The sequence below is a fragment of the Thalassospira sp. CH_XMU1448-2 genome (assembly GCF_037027285.1).
GTDB lineage: Bacteria > Pseudomonadota > Alphaproteobacteria > Rhodospirillales > Thalassospiraceae > Thalassospira > Thalassospira profundimaris_C.
This window is the reverse complement of record NZ_JAYMEA010000002.1, coordinates 1,090,959-1,109,418: the sequence shown is the minus strand read 5'-3', so window position 1 is coordinate 1,109,418 and position 18,460 is coordinate 1,090,959. Positions and strand designations below refer to the sequence as shown.

The following is an 18,460-nucleotide window of genomic DNA, read 5'->3' as shown; positions in this document are numbered from 1 at the left end:
GAAACCAGCCTGCGCCGATGGTACTTTGTCTTAAGGCACGGGAGAGTAGGTCACCGCCGGGCCTTCCAAATACAGCAATTCATATTCCCTATATACACACGACATTCAGAAACCCTCGACCTTAACCGGTCGGGGGTTTTGTCGTTTCTGATGATAAATGTCGGAAAAAAACGGTGAGGCTTGGCCTTGATGGTGTCTTGCGCATGATATGCGCGGTAAAGTCTGTTTCTTCCACAGCGAAGCTCTTGTTTCTTAGTTCGCGAGAAAAGAATACATTAAGTTCTCGGAGGTTCTGTTGATGCCCTGATCGCGTCGTCAAATGCGATCTGTGATGGAAGTTCCGCCATATCGTGGCACCATCAACAGGATATATTAGATGAATCACCTCAAAAACCATCAAATCTTTGAGTCACAGGACTTGCATGAAACGCAAGCCTTTCTGTCGGATATGAACAGTATTGACACAATTGACGCGATTGGTAAAAACGCCATCACAGATGTTTCTATTCATTCTGCAGCCCTTGCCGATATTGTCCTTCTCGGCGCATCTTTTGGGGCTGGGCGCATTCATCTCAAAACCCCGGCGATCGAAACCGATGACTTGTTCCTTCTGTTTGTGAATGGCGGAAATGGTCAGGTCAAACACGGGGCGCATGAATTTGAAATTTCGCCCCAACGCGGGCTGATGCGCAACATGCGTGTGCCGTTGTCCGCGATTGAGGAAGAGTTTTCGGCTCTTGGTGCACATTTGCCGGTTTCAACCTTGCGCGAACATGCCCATGCCCTGACCGGGCGCGATATCTTTCACAACGAACTGGTTTTTGATGCGGCAATCGATGTGACATTGCCGGGCCAGAGACATGTTGTAGACACGCTTCACTATATCGCAAATGCGCTTGACGGGCCGCTCTATGATCTTGAAAACACGATTATTTTAGGCGAATTGCGTGACCTGCTTCTGACCAGTATTCTGATGCAGTTGCCAAACTCCTATTTGGACGTTTTGCATGACCGTCCATCGACAGTTGCCTTGCCGCGATATGTCAAGCGCGCCCGTGATTACATCCATGAATATGCGCAGACTGCTATTCATCTCGCCGATCTGGTTGCTTATGCTGGATGCGGCTATCGCACGCTTCTGGTGGGATTCAACGATGTCTTTGGCATGGCGCCCATGGCCTATGTCAAGATTGTCCGTTTAAACCGGGCTCATAATGATCTGCTTGAAGCTGCCCCGGGAACGACGGTTGCCAAGGTTGCCGGGAAGTGGGGGTTTGGCCATGCCGGACGGTTTGCGCAAAGCTATGCCATGCATTTTGGCGTTTCACCGTCCGAAACGCTCAAACGTTGTCGTTAACTGCGACATGAATCCTGTTCGATCATTGGCCTGAAAAAGGCAAGGCGATCCACTTTTATGCATCGCCTGTCCACTTATGGTTGGTAATCGGCGTGCGGTCTTTATTTCTTCTGGTTTGATGAAAAACTTCTGCTTAATCCTGCCCCATGGCCGGGAAGAGGGGAGCGTTTTCAATGCCGTGCTTCCTGCGCGATATTCGTCATGCGGGGCCCTAATCCCGGATGCAGAAACAAAAAAGCAAGAAGGGTCCGGGCATGCAGATCAGAAGACTGACGCCAATATTAAACTATGCGGGGTTGCTGTTGCTTGCCCTGTTGATGATGATCGTGATGGATCAACCTGCTTATGCAAGTCCGCAATGGAAGAACTTGCAAGGAGGGCCCGAATGCGGCGGCGTTGATAAACGCGGCAAACTGCAAGAACCGTGCGGACGGGTGTCTGCGAAGTTTCAGTCAAAGGCTGTCGGAAAATGCCCGGATGGATCATTTTTCGATTTGGGAACATGGACCTGTTATGCCTGCCCTGACGGATATAACCGCAACGCAAAAAGCATCAGCGGTGAGAAGGCCTGCGATAAGCCAACGGGCGTAAAGCAGCTTATGAACGCCACGTTTCTTGGCAAAAGGGAATGCCCCGCCGGTTCGTTCCTTGATAAGCGCAATGGTGGCGAATGCTGGTCCTGCCCAAAGGGATATGGGCGTACTGCGGCCTCTGTCGATAAATGGAACGCCTGTGGCATGGTCATGAAAAAGGCCGTAAGTGCCACTTTCGAAGGACGGGCCTGCCCGCAAGACTCCTTTACCGATCCGCGCAATGGTGGCGAATGCTGGAGCTGCCCGGAAGGTTTCAACCGCACAGCAAATGCGGTCACCGGGAAAAATGCCTGCGTGAAAACCATTGATTTCTTGCCGGCCACGAAAATCACCGCTTTGACCTGCCCTGCGGGTCAGGTCTTCGATTTTATTGATGGCGGGACTTGCTGGTCTTGTCCTGAAACCTACCTTCGGACAAGCTTTTCGGTAAAAAGCGCCAAAGCCTGCAAGGCGACCGAAATGAAGTGGATTTCGCCAAATCGTGACCTGCCGGGTTTGTTTGGCCTTAGTCCGGCGGTCGAGGAATTGGCACTTGAACTGGTACGTGATCGCACAGAAATTGACGCGATCCTTGCACAGACCGTGCTTGAACTTGATGACACGACCCTTGAAGAATTTTCCTATGTTGAATGGTTGCTGATCGAAAATGAGCCATGGCGTAGTGAAGCACTGTCCGCTTTGATTGCCCAGCGCCTCATGAAAGCAGCAACAACAGCGCCAGGACGCCGGACTGCACTTGAAAAACGGCTGCTTGAAGATGTCGGAAAGCAAATTCAGTGGAACCGTCAATTCATTGCGTCGCAGCTCCGTCAACTCTTTGTAAACTGGCAAAAGACAAAAGATCTCGAATTCGCGGAAAGCAGCAGTAACAACATGTTGGCATTTGCAGGTTCAATTACTGAGCCGCCAAATTTCAACGAGGTTCTCTCTGCCACTTTGCAAGCCGGTGCAATGGCCGGACCCTTTGGAAGTACTATTGGAATCGGCTTCTTTTTGCAAACCTTCAAGGCTGTCTTCCCGTATCACAGAACTGTAGCAAAACCTGCCGGAGTAGCTGTCGTCGAAGGGGCTAAGGCACTTAGCAAAACTGCCAAATTATGGACGACTATTACGACAGCGGTAGGCAAACTTTCGGTAACCACGACGCGGTTGATAACCGGCGTATCAGGTCCGCTTATGGCCGGAATCACCACGGCAATTACGATTGGCATGGAACTTGACAAGTTCATCAAGATCGAAGCCGCCGAAGGCAAGATACGCCAAGCCGAACAAATTGCCAGCCGTCCGGCCGACATCACGCTTTTGTTGCAAGAAAAATCCGGTGAGCAGCAGTTGATGTATCATTGGACCATTCTGACCGCCGGTGATACGCGCCCAAGTGCGAATTATGCCCGTGCTATTGCGTCGATCAAAGCAGGTGGGACTGTTGCTGCGTCAACTGGGCCGGTTATGCCGGTTATTGTCGGGGGAACAGCCTATGATGGTGGCAAGGCGGCAATCGCAGCTGAATCGAAAGTCCTTAACGACGGTTTGAAAAAGCAGGAAGCCAAAGTTGCCGGGACTTTCCGCCTTGAATTCACCGCAAGACCGGGGCTTTGCCTTGTTAAGCAGGAAGGCGACAGTCTTGTTGCTGTCCTTGGCGAATGCAATACGCCTGAAGCACCATGGGTATTTCCAAATGCCCGCACCAGAGAACTCGTGGTTATCGACAATTATTGTCTGAGCATCGAGGCCGAGAAACTTGGTGTTAACGACCCGGTATGGATCCGCAAATGTTCCAGCGCAAACCTCAAGACCTGGGGGCTCGATCAAGCGGGGCAAATTCGATATGTCGGGACGGGCAGACGCATGTGCATGACCGTAGCCGACACGAAACCTGCTATTGGCTCTGTGGTGAAAATGGAACCCTGCAAAGTCAAAAGGATTGAGTCGCAGGTTTGGCGTCCCTGGACTTATGCCGGTTAATTCAAACAACACTTAAACAGAAGCAGTTCGGTCAAAACACAGAAAATGTGTCGGCCGGATTGCTTCTGATTTCATGGGGAAATTGTCGGCATCCACTCATTGGTGCTGACAGGTGGGGATATCATTTTGCGTCAGTTTACAATTCAGCGTTCCGTTCATGGACGTCGCCGTGTTTGTCGTCATGCCTTGATGGGGGTGTCTCTTTTGGCACTTGTCGGGTGTCAAACCACGGGCATGGATGGGGGGCAAACGCGATCTGGCGTGGTCATGTCAATCGACAAGCCGCTTGAATATAACAAATCTGTTCTGGGCATGCCCGCCGAAGACAGCGCAATTCAGGTGCTGGTGCGTGACAGCATCGATTTCCTGAAACAGGGAAATGCCAAAGAAGCATCAAGACTGATCAATCTTGCCCTTAAGCTTGATGTGACCAATCCGGATCTGCAATTTCTAAACGGGTTGACCTATCACTTGATGGGTGTTCTGGGCGATGCATCAAAGTTCGAACTGGCCGAGCAGGGCTACAAGCAATCCTTGAAATTTGATCCGGGAAACCTGCCATCGCGTTATCAGCTTGGCCTGCTTTATATGGATCAGCGGCGCTATCCATTGGCGCAGGAAAACTTTGCTGCCGTTGCGCTTCATCATAATGATGATCCGGCTGTTTTATACAGTCTGGCATCCGCGTCCTATTATTCCCGGGATCCTCGGACGGCTGCTGCTGCGTTGAAACGCTTGATGGAAATTTCCCCGGAATCACGGGAAAACCCGGAAATCCTCAAAGCGACGGCACTGGCACTTTCGGCGATGGATGACCGGTCATCTGCCCAAGAGTTCATTGCGACATATCGTGACGTGATCAAGGATGTAAACCGTGCACGCGACCTTGATCGGCGTGTTGAAGGCTGGCAGTCCTTTTATGAAAGCGAAGGCAAATATATTCAGACCCAGTTTAGCGGGGAGCCATTTGTCGAACCGGAAAGTGACGGTGAAATATCCCCGTTTGACAGCAACCCGTTCGGCCAGACTACGGAACCTTCCGATCCCTTCAGTAGTGTACGAGACCCGTTTGGCGAGCAGGATACCAATCAGACATCAACCGAGTTCGTTGATTCCGGGATGGTCGTGGTTGATGTGGTTCTGATCGGAACGCAGGAAGATGTCCGTAATTCACGGGGCATCAATCTTCTCAACGGGTTGCAATTGCAGTTTGGTGATCCGTTAACCGGTGCGGCCGGGTTGGGATATGGTTCAACGAAAACCAAGGATTATCTGGGAACCGGGCTTGAAGAAAGTACGCAGACAATTACCCGCCAGATCGGTATCCCGGCGGTGACCTATTCGCTTAACATCGCCAATTCGGCGGATGCCAATAATCAGGTTCTCGCCAAGCCAAGCCTTGTCGCGCAGGCCGGTGAAACTTCGGAATTCTTTTCAGGAACAGAAATTCTTGCCGCCGCCGTTTCCGGGGGCAGTGGGGACAGTGTTTCGGTCCAGAAAGAAGTCGGTGTGAAATTGGCGGTTACGCCTGAAATTCTGCCCAATGACATGATCCGCCTGCATGTTGTTGCGGAACGAACCTTTTTGACCGATCCGTCCAATTCGGTTGTGTTTGAATTCCGTCTTGATACCACCAAAACCAACGTCAATTCGACCGTGACCATGAAGTTTGGTGAAACCCTGATCCTGGGTGGTCTGAGTGAACGCGAAACGTCAAAGACGGCGGACGGCGTTCCGGGTTTGATGGATATTCCGGGCCTTAACTATTTCTTCTCCCAACGGGTTGAACGTGAATTTGAACGTTCCATCCTGATCCTGATGACACCGCGCCGTCCGGTCTATACCCGGCAGGCCGGGGCTGATCGTGACGCCGTAAATGGTGAAATGTCGGAACTGGAACAGGAACTTGCCAAACTCGAACGGCGCCATGGTGACTGGTACACCCCGCGACCGACATTTGATGTTCTGCGTGAACATCTTGAAGGCAAGGCATTCTTTGAAGAGTTCCGTGCTGGCGATGTTCAGATCGATGCATGGCAAAGCAATCCTGAATCTCAGCAAATGATCGCATCCGTACGGGATCGACTGCTTGAAAACTAGGGTCTGGCCTTGGATAGAAGTCCAGTCAATGGACAGGCAAAGTAACAGCAAGGGTGGATAGACCAATGAAATGTTGTTTTCGGGTTCTTGTTTCCGGGATCTGGTTCCTGTGGGCCGGATTGGCAGTGGCACAGGAAGGCGATTCCGGCCCTTGGGTTCAGCTGCCCGGAACGGCTGTCGATATCTCGATCAATGAAGACGGGCAGGCTTATTCCGTCGCATTGGACGGGGGGGCGTGGCGATGGGATATGGTAGAACAACGCTGGCGGCGAATGTCGGGTGATTTTGCCCGGATATCGGCTGCGATTGGCAATCGCCCTTGGGCGATCAATTCTCTCGGCGAGCTGTCACAATATAACGGATTGTGGTGGGAGCCGCGTGAAGTCGATGTTCTGGATGTTGCCGCCGATACCCAAGGCAATGTCTTTATCGCCAAGATAAATGGCGACATCTGGAAATGGTATGCCTTGCGCAATGAATGGCAACCGATTACCGGAACTGCAAAACGCCTGACCATTGGTAAATCCGGGCTGCCATGGGCGGTCACGGATACGGCCAAGGTCCGCGCCTATGACGGTGATGTCTGGCGGACCTATCCGGGGCGCGCACGCGATATTGCCTTTGGTGCGACGGATGTTGTCGCCATGGCCGATGACGAGGGGCTTGTACGTATTTGGCTGGCCGCGCGCAAAAGATGGGAAATTGTCGGAGGTGTGAAGGATATTGTCAGTCTGGCCGTAACACAGCAAGGCAACATCTGGGCGGTCCGAAATGATGGACTGATCTTTGCCAATGGCGGGCTGACGATTGATGACACCTCAGATGAGGCAACTGATCTTTCTGCGACAGTCCCACGCCCAAAAGAAGCCAATGCGCCGGTCAATGTCGCAACCGATGCCGTTGCCGAAGTTGCAGCAGCACCCGTTGATGCCGCGCCATCTGCGGTTGCGCCCGGTGTGGTCGTGCCGGGGTCAAGCAACGCTGAGGCAACCTCGTCAGGCGATGGTTCAGGCGGGAATAATATCTTTACCGATCCGGTAACGGTCACGACAACCGATGCTATTGTCTTTGTAAATACACTGAAATCTGCCGCATCTCTTGCGATTGGCGGGGATGGCAGTGTATTTGGCCTTGATGGTGCGGGCGGGGTTTTACGGTGGTCGAACCGGCGAAACGAATTTGAAAGCTTTCCCGGTGAATTGGTGCGCGTCACCGTTGATCGCGACGGCAATCCATGGGGCATTTCCGCACTCGGGCGGGTGTTTCGCCATACCGGAACTCTTTGGAAGCAGATCACGGGCGCGACCGGATCAGATATATCCGCAGGCTATGACGGGACTGTTTTGCTGACCAATGCCCAAGGCCGGATTTTTCGTCTGAACGATGCCCAAACCCGTTTTGAGATGATTTCGGGAACCGGGGCATCCCTGATTTCCGCCGGGCCTGATGGTACGCCGTGGGCGGTTAGATCCGATCAGCTTGTTCAGCGCTGTGACACCAATCCGTGCGAGGTTTTTCCGCAAAAGGCCAAGTCGATCTCGGTTGGGCCGGATAACAGCGTTTATATCGTATCAGCCAATAATTTGCTGATGCGACTGGATCAGGACGGCAAATTCAACCGGGTTCAGACACCGGGGCATACGCCCGCCAGTGTGACGGTTGGTCCGATGGGATATCCTTGGGTGGTCAGTGACAAAGGGATCGCATTATCCTCAAAGTTCTTTGATCGTGACGAAGGTTCTGACCTGATGGTTGCTAATGCCACCAGTGGTGACACGGTGGGCACGGGTGAAACCGACCAGGTTGTCAGTACCGAAACATCCGGCATTGTGTTTCGAAAGAACATGCGATTTTCAACCGTGCCGATGGATCAAAGAACCAGCGCGGGGCAAGTCGCAACCGCCTCAGACGGTTCTGTCATTATTGGCGGCGGCGACCAGGGATTTGAAAAATATGACGAAAAACGCAAAAAATTCGTCCAGTTCTCGTCAAATCTGGTGGACTCGTCACGCACTTTCTCCGCCATTGATATTGCGCCAAATGGCGATATTTGGGCCATAGCTTCAAGTGTGACCGCAGAGCTTTACCGTGAACGTGATCAGGTCGTTAAGGAGTATTCAGTTAGTGGATTTTCCCCGAGTGAAGTGACCGTCGCGCCGGATGGGACTGTCTATGTGACTTTTAGATCAGGCAGCGACACGTTCCTCTATAGCAAGGCGGAAGCCTCCGAAGAATTCAAGCGTTTCAGTGACTTCAGTATGGTTCTTGTGCCAAGGGCCGGGCCGGGAAACGATATCTGGATTGTTGATAAAAACAATCTGGTCCGGCAGTGGAATGGGTCAAGCTTTGAGCTGCGGCCAAAACGCGGAAGCCAAAAGGCTTCAACGATTGATGTGGGCGCGAACGGAACGGTTTATATCAGGGACACCAACAATAATACCTTGCGCAAATGGAATGGTGCCAATGACAGCTTTGACGAAGTCAATAATGCACCGCTAGGTTCGATTGCTGTCGATGCTGATGGGCGTCCGTGGATTGCAACCGGCGGCTCTTCTCCGACCATCAGTCGCGCCAGAGACTGACGGGCTATAATCCTGCGCGGGCAGACTTTCCCAAGTACGTTAAATCCCCGCCAATGGCTTTGTCTTACTTGAAGGCAGGCATGTCATTGGCGGGCGAGGCTGCGCGCAGGCTGATCAGATAATCCTGACTGATGTCATGCACTTCCATGATGTGCGCATACAGCAATTCTTCGGTCGCCTTGCTGTCGCCGCGTAAGATTGCATCGACAATGCCCTGATGTTCCGCGTGCGAGGATGCGAGGCGCGCAAGGCTTGTGAATTGTACCCGTCTGAACGGGGCAACCCGGCGCCGGACAGATAATGTCACATCGACCAGAACTTCATTGTGCGACCCTCGATACAGCGTGTTGTGAAACGACCGGTTCAGGGTTTCATAGCCATCGCTGTCGCCAAGCCGGACCGTCTCGGCCAGTTCATGATGGATCTTTTCAAGATTGTGCCGTTCACCACTGGTCATGCGCTTTGCTGCCAGTCGCCCGCACATGGCTTCAAGTTCGGCCATGCTTTCAAACATCGCTGTCAGGCGTTCGGGGGTGGCGAGTGAAACATAGACCCCCTTGTTGGGGATCTTTTCGGCCAGTTCGGTCGCGGTGAGCAATTGCAGCGCTTCGCGAACCGGGGTGCGCGACACGCCAAACCGTTTGGCCAGAAGCGGTTCTTCCAGTCTTTGCCCCGGTGGCAGCTTTCCCCTGACGATATCGTCTTCAAGCACCTGACACAGCTGCTGGGCTATGCCAAGCGGTTCGGACTGTTCGGTTGGTGCAAAGAGCGTTTGACGAAGCTCGGTCATCTGATGTTTGAGCCCTTCTTGCGAGGTCTGGAAGCATTTCCCTTTTGGCAATGTATACACGAATTTTACCGGGAAATCCAAGTATCCTGCTGCTTGTAAAGCGGGGTGTGATTCTTCATTCATATTTTGCACAATAATTATGCATAAATAATATGCTGCATATAAAAATGATCATAAATAATGCATCGTGCGTGGTGATTGATGTGTCGAAATATTGTTAAGTAATTGAAAAATATAGACTGGCATGTGTGTTGCAGGATGTATACACAATGCGGATTGCATTCCGTTGAGATTACTTTTCATAGAAATAGCTATCTCTATCAGGGAGACATCAATGACAAACGTTAAACGGCGCGACTTTCTGACGAAGTCGGCAATCGGGGCTGCAGCCACCGGGGCCGCAGTCATCGCAGCACCAAATATCGTGCGTGCAGAAGAAACCTTTAACTGGAAAATGACCAATGCCTATGGTCCGGGGTCGCCCTTTTATGTGACCGGTCCGGGCAGCCCGGAAGATTTCTGTGCGCGGGTAAGGGAGATGTCGAACGGGCGTCTCAATATCCAGCATTTCGCCGCGGGTGAACTGATCCCGGCCCTTGAGGGCTTTGACGCCGTTCAGGCCGGTACGGTCGAAATGAATGCCGCCAATGCTTATTTCTGGGCAGGTAAAATCTTTGCAGCCCAGTATTTCACCACGGTTCCGTTCGGCCTGAACTTCCAGGGCATGAATGCATGGCTTTATCATGCGGGCGGGCTTGATCTGTGGCATGAAGTTTATAAGCCATACGGGCTTGTTGCCTTCCCGATGGGCAATACCGGCGTTCAGATGACCGGCTGGTTCCGCGAGCCGATTGAAAGCCTTGATGACTTCAAGGGCCTGAAAATGCGTATTCCGGGTCTAGCGGGCAAGGTCTATCAGCAGATCGGTGTTGAAGTGAAGCTGCTTCCGGGCGGGGAAATCTTCCCGGCACTGGAACGTGGCGTGATTGATGCTGCCGAATTCGTCGGTCCCTATCAGGATCGTCGTCTTGGTCTGCAGAAGGCCGCAAAATATTACTACACCACCGGCTGGCATGAGCCGTCCAACGTGACCGAGCTTCTGATCAATCAGAAAGCCTGGGAAAGCCTTCCGGCCGACCTTCAGGCGATTGTCAAGAACGCGGCACAGGCCTGCAACCTTGACAGCCATTCATGGTGCGAAGCCAATAACGCAGCAGCCCTGCGTGATCTGGTCGAGAACTTTGGCGTTACCGCCCAGACACTTCCGGACGAAGTGGTGACCAAACTTAAGGGCATCACCAAGGAAACCCTTGAAGCCGAAGCTGCCAAGGATCCGGTCACCAAAAAGGTCCATGAAAGCTTCATGGCGTTCCGTGATACGCATCACGAATGGGCCGCTGTCAGTGAAAAGCCCTATCACGGCATCATTTCATCCAAAGACGGGATGAGCTGATATGAAGTCGACCCGTACAGAACCGTTATTCGACCGTGTTCTTGGCCTGATTGTTGATATAGCCGGATGGGGGGCTGCGATCAGTGGTCTGGCCCTTGTGCTGGTGGTCGGGGGGAATGTGTTGCTGCGCTATCTGTTTAACTCCGGAAGTGTGGCTATGCAGGAGCTTGAATGGCATCTGGTGTCGCCGATTGCCCTGATGGGCATGGCTTACGGGATGCGCCATGGCGGTCATGTGCGGGTCGATTTTCTTTATGAACGTCTGGGCCCCAAGGCCCAGGCGATCATTGACCTGTTTTCAGCACTCCTGATGGCTGTTCTTGGCGGGGCATTGATCTGGTTTTCGATCCCCTATGTCGAACAATCCATCATGATGGGCGAAGGGTCCCCCGATCCGGGGGGCTTGCCATATCGCTTTTTGCTGAAGGCCTTCATTCCTGTCGGATTTGGCTTGTTGCTTGTTCAGGCAATTTCGCAAGCCTTGATGAATTATCGCCAGATCCGCGTAGAAGATGACGCACCCGCCTATAATACGCCCGCCGCGGTTTCGCAGAGCGGTGCAGGAGACTAATCAGACATGACCGGAAATGAATGGCTGGCCATCGGCATGGTCGGGGGCTTCTTTGGCTTCCTTGTGCTTGGTGTGCCAGTGGCGATCTCGCTTGCGATTTCGGGATTTGCCTTTGGGATTATGGGATTTGGCACCGGCCTGTTTAACCTGTTGCCCGCACGTGTCTACGGGGTTGTGACCAACTATACGCTGCTTGCCTTGCCGCTTTTCATCTTCATGGGCGTGATGCTTGAAAAGTCGAAGCTTGCCGAAGAACTGATTGATGTGATCGGCCATGCCATGGGCCGCCTTAAAGGTGGCATGGGGTTGGCGATTGTCATTGTCGGGGTTCTGATGGGGGCTTCGTCGGGCGTGGTTGGGGCAACCGTTGTGACGGTCGGTTTGCTATCGCTACAGCCGCTGATCAATCGCGGCTATGACAAGGGGGTGGCAAGCGGGGTGATCTGCGCGTCCGGAACGCTTGGGCAAATCATTCCGCCCAGTCTGGTTCTGATCCTGCTTGCCGATATTCTGGGTGAGTCTGTTGGTACGCTGTTTGCCGCGGCAATGGTGCCGGGATTGATCCTTGCCGGGATGCTTGGGCTTTATCTTGTGCTGCTTGGTATTTTCAAACCGGAAATGGTGCCGGCCATCCCGCAGGACGAACGCGATGCACTCGGTTCGCGTGATTTGCTGATCAAGATCGTTAAGGTGGTTTTGCCGCCGCTCGCCCTTGTGTTTGCTGTGCTTGGATCAATCGTCGGCGGTATTGCTGCCCCGACCGAGGCCGCATCGATGGGGGCACTTGGTGCTTTGTTGCTCGCACTTTTCACCGGTCGGCTAAACCTTGGTGTGATGCGCGAAGTCCTGCACGATACCCTGATCACCAGTGCAATGGTGTTCTTTATCCTGATCTGTGCGCAGCCCTTTGGTCTTGCCTTCCGGGGGCTTGGCGGCGAAGGCCTTGTTCATGCGATGTTTGAATGGGTGCCGGGCGGGGATATGGGCAACCTTCTGTTCATGATGGGGGTGATCTTTATTCTTGGCTTCTTCCTTGAATGGATCGAGATTTCCTATATCGCGCTTCCGATGTTCCTGCCGGTATTTCTCAATAGCGGGATCGACATGGCATGGCTTGCCATTCTGGTGGCGATGAATTTGCAAACGAGCTTCCTCACACCTCCCTTTGGCTGGGCGCTGTTCTTCCTTAAGGGGGTTGCACCGCCTTCGGTGTCGACAACTGATATCTATCGCGGGGTGATACCGTTTATCGGCATTCAGGCGCTTGCCCTTATATTGCTGTTTATCTTTCCTGAGCTGACAAGCTGGTTGCCTGATCTGATCGGGTGGTGATGAAATCATTCTACGATGTGAAAAGCCGCTGAACTGAAAATCAAAACGGCGCTATGAACAAAAGTCACGGACATGCCGGGTAACAAGCCCGGTATGTCCGAAGCGTTACGGCAGGGAGGCCGAAAGACAATGTTACGTTCCAGAACCGCCCTTGGGGGCATGGTTACCGCCCCGCATCATCTGGCCGCACAGGCCGGGCGTGATATCCTGCGCAACGGCGGAAACGCGGTCGAGGCGATGATTGCCGCAGCCGCCACCATTGCGGTTGTCTATCCGCATATGAATGCGATTGGCGGCGACGGGTTCTGGCTGATCGCAGAACCGGGCAAGGATCCGGTTGCCATTCGGGCCTGTGGCGCGGCTGCGGGGGCGGCAACGCCGGACTTTTATCGTGAACAGGGGCATGCCGCGATCCCGGCACGCGGGCCGCTTGCCGCACTGACGGTGGCGGGGGCGATTGGTGGCTGGATCAAGGCAGCCGAAATTGCCAAGGGGCTTGGTGGCAAGGTTCCGCTGGCACGTCTGCTTGAAGATGCCGTACATCATGCCAAAACCGGCATTCCGGTAACACAGTCCCAGGTCGAGCTGACCACTACCAAGATGGCGGATCTTAAGGATGTGCCGGGCTTTGTTGAGACCTATGCCGCCAATGGCATTCCCGAAATTGGTGACGTGTTAAAGCAGCCCGCCCTTGGCGCGACGCTTGAACATCTGGGCAAGGTCGGACTGGATGATTTCTATCGCGGTGACGTCGCGCGCAGCAACGCCAAGGGACTGTCGCTGGTTGGAAGCCCGATTGCACTTGCCGATCTGGAAAGCTATCACGCCAAAGTCATGACACCGCTTTCGGTCAGACTTTCGGCCGGAACGGTCTTTAACATGGTGCCGCCGACCCAAGGGGTTGCGTCATTGATGATCCTTGGCCTGTTTGATCGTCTTGGTGTCAGCGCGGCAGACGGATTTGATCATATCCATGGACTGATTGAATCGACCAAGCGCGCCTTTATCGCGCGCAACAATCATGTCGGCGATCCCGACCGCATGACCATTGATCCGATGGATTTGTTGTCTGATGCGACGCTTGATCGCGAAGCTTCCAAAATCACTATGAAGACGGCACTGTCCTGGCCGCATATCGCCAAACCCGGTGATACCATCTGGATGGGGACGGTTGATTCAAACGGCGTTGCCGTAAGCTATATCCAGAGCATCTTCTGGGAATTCGGATCGGGCATCGTTGTGCCCGAAACCGGCGTTTTGTGGCAAAACCGCGGGGCAAGCTTTACGCTTCATGATGGCCCCAATCAGCTTGGATCGGGTCGCTTGCCGTTCCATACGCTTAACCCGGCGATGGCGCGCCTGAATGACGGGTCGGTTCTGACCTATGGCACCATGGGGGGCGAGGGACAGCCGCAAACCCAGTCAGCCGTCTTTACCCGCAATGTCCTGTTTGGTCAGGATTTGCAGGAAGCAATCACCGCGCCGCGCTGGTTGCTGGGCAAGACATGGGGTGATGAAACCACCACCCTTAAACTCGAAAACCGCTTTGATCCGGCCCTGATTGAGAAACTGAAATCAGCCGGTCACGCGGTTGAGGTCGTTGGTCCCTATGAAGACATGATGGGCCATGCAGGCGGCATCCGGTTACGTCCGAATGGCGTGATGGAAGGGGCGACGGATCCGCGTGCGGATGGGACGGTTGCGGCCATTTGATTTAAAGTGATCCAGTGCCAGCTTTACGCTTTCGTGTTGTGGTTGTGGGAGTTGAGGTTCGGTTAAACTAACCATTTTCTTTTAAGGTGCGGTTCGCTACCTTTTACGAAACTGAAAATTGCCTGAAGATCAGGTCAGTAACGTTCGTAAAGGAAGTAAAGCTGTGAGCGCTTTTTCTGCAATCCTTATTGGTTTGGCCGTTCTTCTTGTTCTTCTGCTGCTGTACGGCGTGAGCATATACAACCGCTTGGTGTCGCTGCGTCAATCAGCCCGCGAGGGTTGGAGTGGCATTGACGTGCAACTTAAACGCCGCAGCAACCTTGTTCCAAATCTTGTCGAAACCGTGAAGGGCTATGCAAAGCACGAAAAGCAGTTGTTTGAAGAAGTGACTGAGTTGCGCGCAAAAACATCTGACGCGAGTTCGTCAGATGCAAATGCAAGGCAGGAATTGGAGGGGCAAATGTCGACTGCGCTGATGCGGATATTTGCCGTAGCAGAGGCCTATCCGGAATTGCAGGCGGACAAGACCTTCATCGAGCTTCAGCAGTCTTTGTCTGAGCTGGAAAATCAGATCCAGATGGCGAGACGCTATTACAATGGCACCGTACGTGATCTCAATATCGCCGTGCAATCGTTTCCAAGCAATATCGTCGCCGGTAGTTTTGGCTTTGTTGAGGGCAGCTACTACGAAGTTGAACACGCGATTGAGCGTCATGTGCCTGGCGTGAAGTTTGATTGATGTTTGCTAGGGCGTCCAAAAAATCCATCATTTGGATGAATGCCGGTCCTGCTATCAGGCTGTGGCTTTGGTTGGCAGTGTTCATGACGCTGATAGTCTCCAATGCTTCCGTTTTTGCGCAGGCTATCGGGGCCGCGTCGGGCGAACGGATAACGACATTCAGATCGGAGGTTTTTGTCCAGAAAAACGGCGGCATTCGTGTCATTGAAGACATACATGTCGAAGCGCAGGGAGAGCTGATCAACAGAGGTGTCTATCGTGATTTTCCATTGGTTACGATGAATGCTTTGAAGTTCTATGATCTTGCCGATATTCAAATCGAAAGTATTTTGCTTGATGGGCGGATCGTGCCGTACCATACGGAAAAGCTGGATGGTGCAATACGGATTTACATGGGCGATCCACAGCGCACCCTGTCGATTGGTGAGCACAAGTTCACAATCACATATTTCCTGAATAATCAGATATCGCTCGGAGAAGGTACCGACGAGCTTTACTGGAACGTCACCGGTAATGACTGGCAGTTTTCAATCGATATTGTTGACGCAAAAGTTCATCTACCTGTTGGGGCCGAGGTCAATGATCTGGCCGTATATGTTGGACCCCAAGGCCAGAAGGGGGGCCGTTATGAGGTCCTGTCAGGTGCAGGAAACTTTGTAGAAGTTAGAAATGCAGTTGCCTTGTCAAAAGGAGATGGGCTGACCATTGCGGTGTCATGGCCATCCGGATATGTGAGCCATCCTACTTTCGTCAATGCAGTAGGAAAGCTTGTTTCCGATAACCTCGGAATTTTCATCGGCATGACTTTGTGCTTGCTGCTTTTGGTTTATCTGACGTTCTCCTGGCGCAAATTTGGCAAGGATCCAAAAGCACCAACTGTTGTACCTCGGTTTGAGCTACCTGTTGGAAGATCAGCAGCAGAAGTCGGGTTCCTGTGGCGCAATGCAAAAGGCGGTCAGAATTTCGCAACCAAGGCATTCGCCGTTGTGTTGACGAGTTTGGCGGTAAAGAGATGCCTGACGATCAGTGTGACCGGTAAGGGGGAATACATCCTGTCAAAGCTGCCCGGCGTGCGCGATGACCTGCCAGATGACGAGCAAACTGTCTTGAACTCGTTGTTGCGCCAATCGGATGTCAAGGAAATCACCATTGGCCGCGAGTACCGAAAGGAAGTTGAAAGTGCACGGAACTCGTTGCTTAACCGGTATTCCGCAGCTCAAAGATCCCGTTATTTCGTGCGTAATGACTTTCCCTGGAAAATTGGTTTTGTAATGGCCGTACTGGCCGTCGCTGCCGTGGTTATGCTTGACCCTGTAATTGGTGCGCGTGATCCCGAATCTTTCATTGGTACTGCGATTGGAAGCATCATGCTCGTAGGTGCCATAATTCTGATCTTTAATTTTTTGCAGGCAATTCTGGTAGGGATTGTCGACCGAGGTAAGCCTGTCGAAAGGGCGATAGGAAAATTGGTTATAGTAAGTTTGGGATTTATGGCTCCGGCATGGGTTTTTGGCTTTATCCTGCTAGGAGCGATGTCACCCGTTGCGTTATGCGTTGCTGTTTTTGCTATTGTTGTCTGCTGCCTGTTCCGCATCTGGATGGAAGTTCCAACACAAGAGTTCTTGAAGCTCCATGCCGAGATTGAGGGATATCGTCGTTACCTTACTGTGGCGGAGCAGGACCGAATGAACTTTATGAACCGTGAAATGGGGGATGCTATTGCGATTTTCGAAAAGCATTTGCCGTTTGCTATGGCGCTCGATGCAGAAGACGTCTGGACGCAGCGGTTTGAAGATTATCTGCGTTCATTGCCCTCAGAAGCCGAAGGTCGGAACAAGGAATATAACCCGGCGTGGTACAGAGATGGTCGTGGGTGGCAGAACATAGGCAGTTTCAGTAGCAGCTCTGTCGGCCAGCTAAGTGCTGCTGCGGTATCTTTCGGTGCTCCAACAATTTCTTCTGCCGGAATTGCATCTGGTGGTGGCGGCTTTTCCGGCGGCGGTCGAGGTGGTGGCGGCGGTGGCGGTTGGTGATAGCGATGTTGTGTGTCCAGAAAAAAAAAGCCCCGCAAATGCGGGGCTTTTTCGTTTAGGTAAACTCCCACTCAATCACATGGCGATAGGTTTCACCGGGATTGAGCCAGGGGCTTGGGAAGTCTGTGCGGTTGGGGCTGTTGGGATAGGTCTGGGGTTCCAGCGCAATGCCTGCGGATGTGTGCAGGGGAATGCCGGTTTCGGTTTTCATCGTCTCGTTGAAATGCTGGGCAAGGTAGAATTGTAGCCCGGCCTCGGTCGAGAACAGTTTGATCGAACGGCTGCTTTCAGGATCGGACAGGGTGGCGATTTGGCGCAGTGTGCCGCGATCACCGGTCAGGCAGAAATTATGATCAAAGCCCTGTGCGGCGTTGGGCTGCATGTCTGAAATGCGGGTCGGGCTGCGGAAGTCATAACCGGTCCCGGCCACGCCACGGGCATCCGTAAGAGGGATCAGCTTGTCATCGACCGGAAGCCATTGATCGGCATTGATCTGTAAAACGTGGTCCGCTGCCGTTTGATCGAATTTGCCCGTCAGGTTCCAATAGGCGTGGCTTGTCATATTGACCGGGCAGGGCGCATCACAGGTCGCCGTGATTTCAAGCCTAAGTCGGTTTTGTGCAACGATTGAATAGGTCGCGGTTGCAACCATATTGCCCGGATATCCCTGATCACCGTCAGGCGAGGTGAGCTGGAAGGCTACACTCGTTTCCGTTTGATCTGACACGTTCCAGATGCGTCGGTCAAAGCCGTCCTTGCCGCCATGAAGATGGGTGTCGCCTTCGTTGGCAGAAAGCATGACTTCGTGGCCGTCCGGATCGGTGTAGCGGGAATTTTCGATCCGGTTGGCATAGCGCCCGCAAACGGCTCCGATATAGCTGTCCTGGGCAAGATAGGCATCATCATCAGACAGGCCAACAGCGATGTTTGTCGGGGCAGGTTTCGAATCCTCATACAAATCAAGGGTGCAAATACGCGCGCCAAGCGCAGAAACCGTAAGGCGAATCTGCGATGTCGCAAGCGTCACACGCGGGGAATTTTTACCCGAAATACGTGTTTGTGCCGATGGTATTACCATGTCTGGTGCGTGGTGGCTTTCAGGCATTCGATCCTCTCGTAATCCTTGATTTTTCTACGTTTATTTCATGTTGTCAATCGCTGTGGGCGATGGGGGCTGCCTTGGAATAACTATATGGTTGAGCGGCTTCAAATCATATTGTAATACTATATGG

The 18,460-nt window shown here is 52.8% G+C and carries 12 protein-coding genes; 10 read left to right on the top strand and 2 right to left on the bottom strand.

What is annotated here, in order from left to right; genetic code table 11:
• Positions 1-376 precede the first annotated feature (376 nt).
• From WA318_RS12495 to WA318_RS12480, 4 genes are all read left to right on the top strand, one after another.
• The gene (locus WA318_RS12495) at positions 377-1,357 is read left to right on the top strand and encodes an AraC family transcriptional regulator (protein ID WP_336081468.1); all 981 of its coding nucleotides are present in this window, start codon (positions 377-379) and stop codon (positions 1,355-1,357) included.
• A gap of 1,118 nt (positions 1,358-2,475) precedes the next feature.
• A complete protein-coding gene (locus tag WA318_RS12490) occupies positions 2,476-3,915 on the top strand; it encodes a ricin-type beta-trefoil lectin domain protein (RefSeq protein ID WP_336081465.1) in 1,440 nt (479 codons plus the stop codon).
• A gap of 126 nt (positions 3,916-4,041) precedes the next feature.
• On the top strand, positions 4,042-6,015 hold the full coding sequence (locus tag WA318_RS12485; protein WP_336081463.1) for a hypothetical protein: 1,974 nt from the start codon (positions 4,042-4,044) through the stop codon (positions 6,013-6,015).
• Positions 6,016-6,080: 65 nt separating this feature from the next.
• Positions 6,081-8,597 (top strand): tectonin domain-containing protein, encoded by a 2,517-nt coding sequence (locus WA318_RS12480; RefSeq protein WP_336081460.1) that lies wholly within the window; start codon positions 6,081-6,083, stop codon positions 8,595-8,597.
• Between the two features lie 64 nt (positions 8,598-8,661).
• On the opposite strand, the gene WA318_RS12475 is transcribed toward WA318_RS12480, so the two are convergent.
• Positions 8,662-9,387, bottom strand: coding sequence for a GntR family transcriptional regulator (locus tag WA318_RS12475; protein ID WP_336081458.1), 726 nt, complete (start codon positions 9,385-9,387; stop codon positions 8,662-8,664).
• 334 nt (positions 9,388-9,721) lie between these two features.
• Between WA318_RS12475 and WA318_RS12470 the strand changes: the two genes are divergently transcribed.
• The 6 genes from WA318_RS12470 (at position 9,722) to WA318_RS12445 (ending at position 17,228) form a co-directional block, all read left to right on the top strand.
• Positions 9,722-10,840, top strand: a complete 1,119-nt coding sequence (locus tag WA318_RS12470) for a TRAP transporter substrate-binding protein (RefSeq protein WP_181850164.1) — start codon at positions 9,722-9,724, stop codon at positions 10,838-10,840.
• Position 10,841: 1 nt separating this feature from the next.
• On the top strand, positions 10,842-11,411 hold the full coding sequence (locus tag WA318_RS12465; RefSeq protein WP_336081455.1) for a TRAP transporter small permease subunit: 570 nt from the start codon (positions 10,842-10,844) through the stop codon (positions 11,409-11,411).
• Between the two features lie 6 nt (positions 11,412-11,417).
• Positions 11,418-12,743, top strand: coding sequence for a TRAP transporter large permease (locus WA318_RS12460; RefSeq protein WP_336081454.1), 1,326 nt, complete (start codon positions 11,418-11,420; stop codon positions 12,741-12,743).
• A 129-nt stretch (positions 12,744-12,872) separates the two neighbouring features.
• Positions 12,873-14,456 (top strand): gamma-glutamyltransferase family protein, encoded by a 1,584-nt coding sequence (locus WA318_RS12455; RefSeq protein ID WP_336081451.1) that lies wholly within the window; start codon positions 12,873-12,875, stop codon positions 14,454-14,456.
• A gap of 118 nt (positions 14,457-14,574) precedes the next feature.
• Positions 14,575-15,195, top strand: coding sequence for a LemA family protein (locus WA318_RS12450; RefSeq protein WP_258548636.1), 621 nt, complete (start codon positions 14,575-14,577; stop codon positions 15,193-15,195).
• Positions 15,196-15,278: 83 nt separating this feature from the next.
• Entirely contained in the window at positions 15,279-17,228 is a 1,950-nt protein-coding gene (locus WA318_RS12445; protein ID WP_336081448.1) for a DUF2207 domain-containing protein, read from the top strand.
• Positions 17,229-17,283: 55 nt separating this feature from the next.
• On the opposite strand, the gene WA318_RS12440 is transcribed toward WA318_RS12445, so the two are convergent.
• The gene (locus WA318_RS12440; RefSeq protein WP_336081446.1) at positions 17,284-18,333 is read right to left on the bottom strand and encodes an aldose epimerase family protein; all 1,050 of its coding nucleotides are present in this window, start codon (positions 18,331-18,333) and stop codon (positions 17,284-17,286) included.
• Between the last annotated feature and the right edge of the window lie 127 nt (positions 18,334-18,460).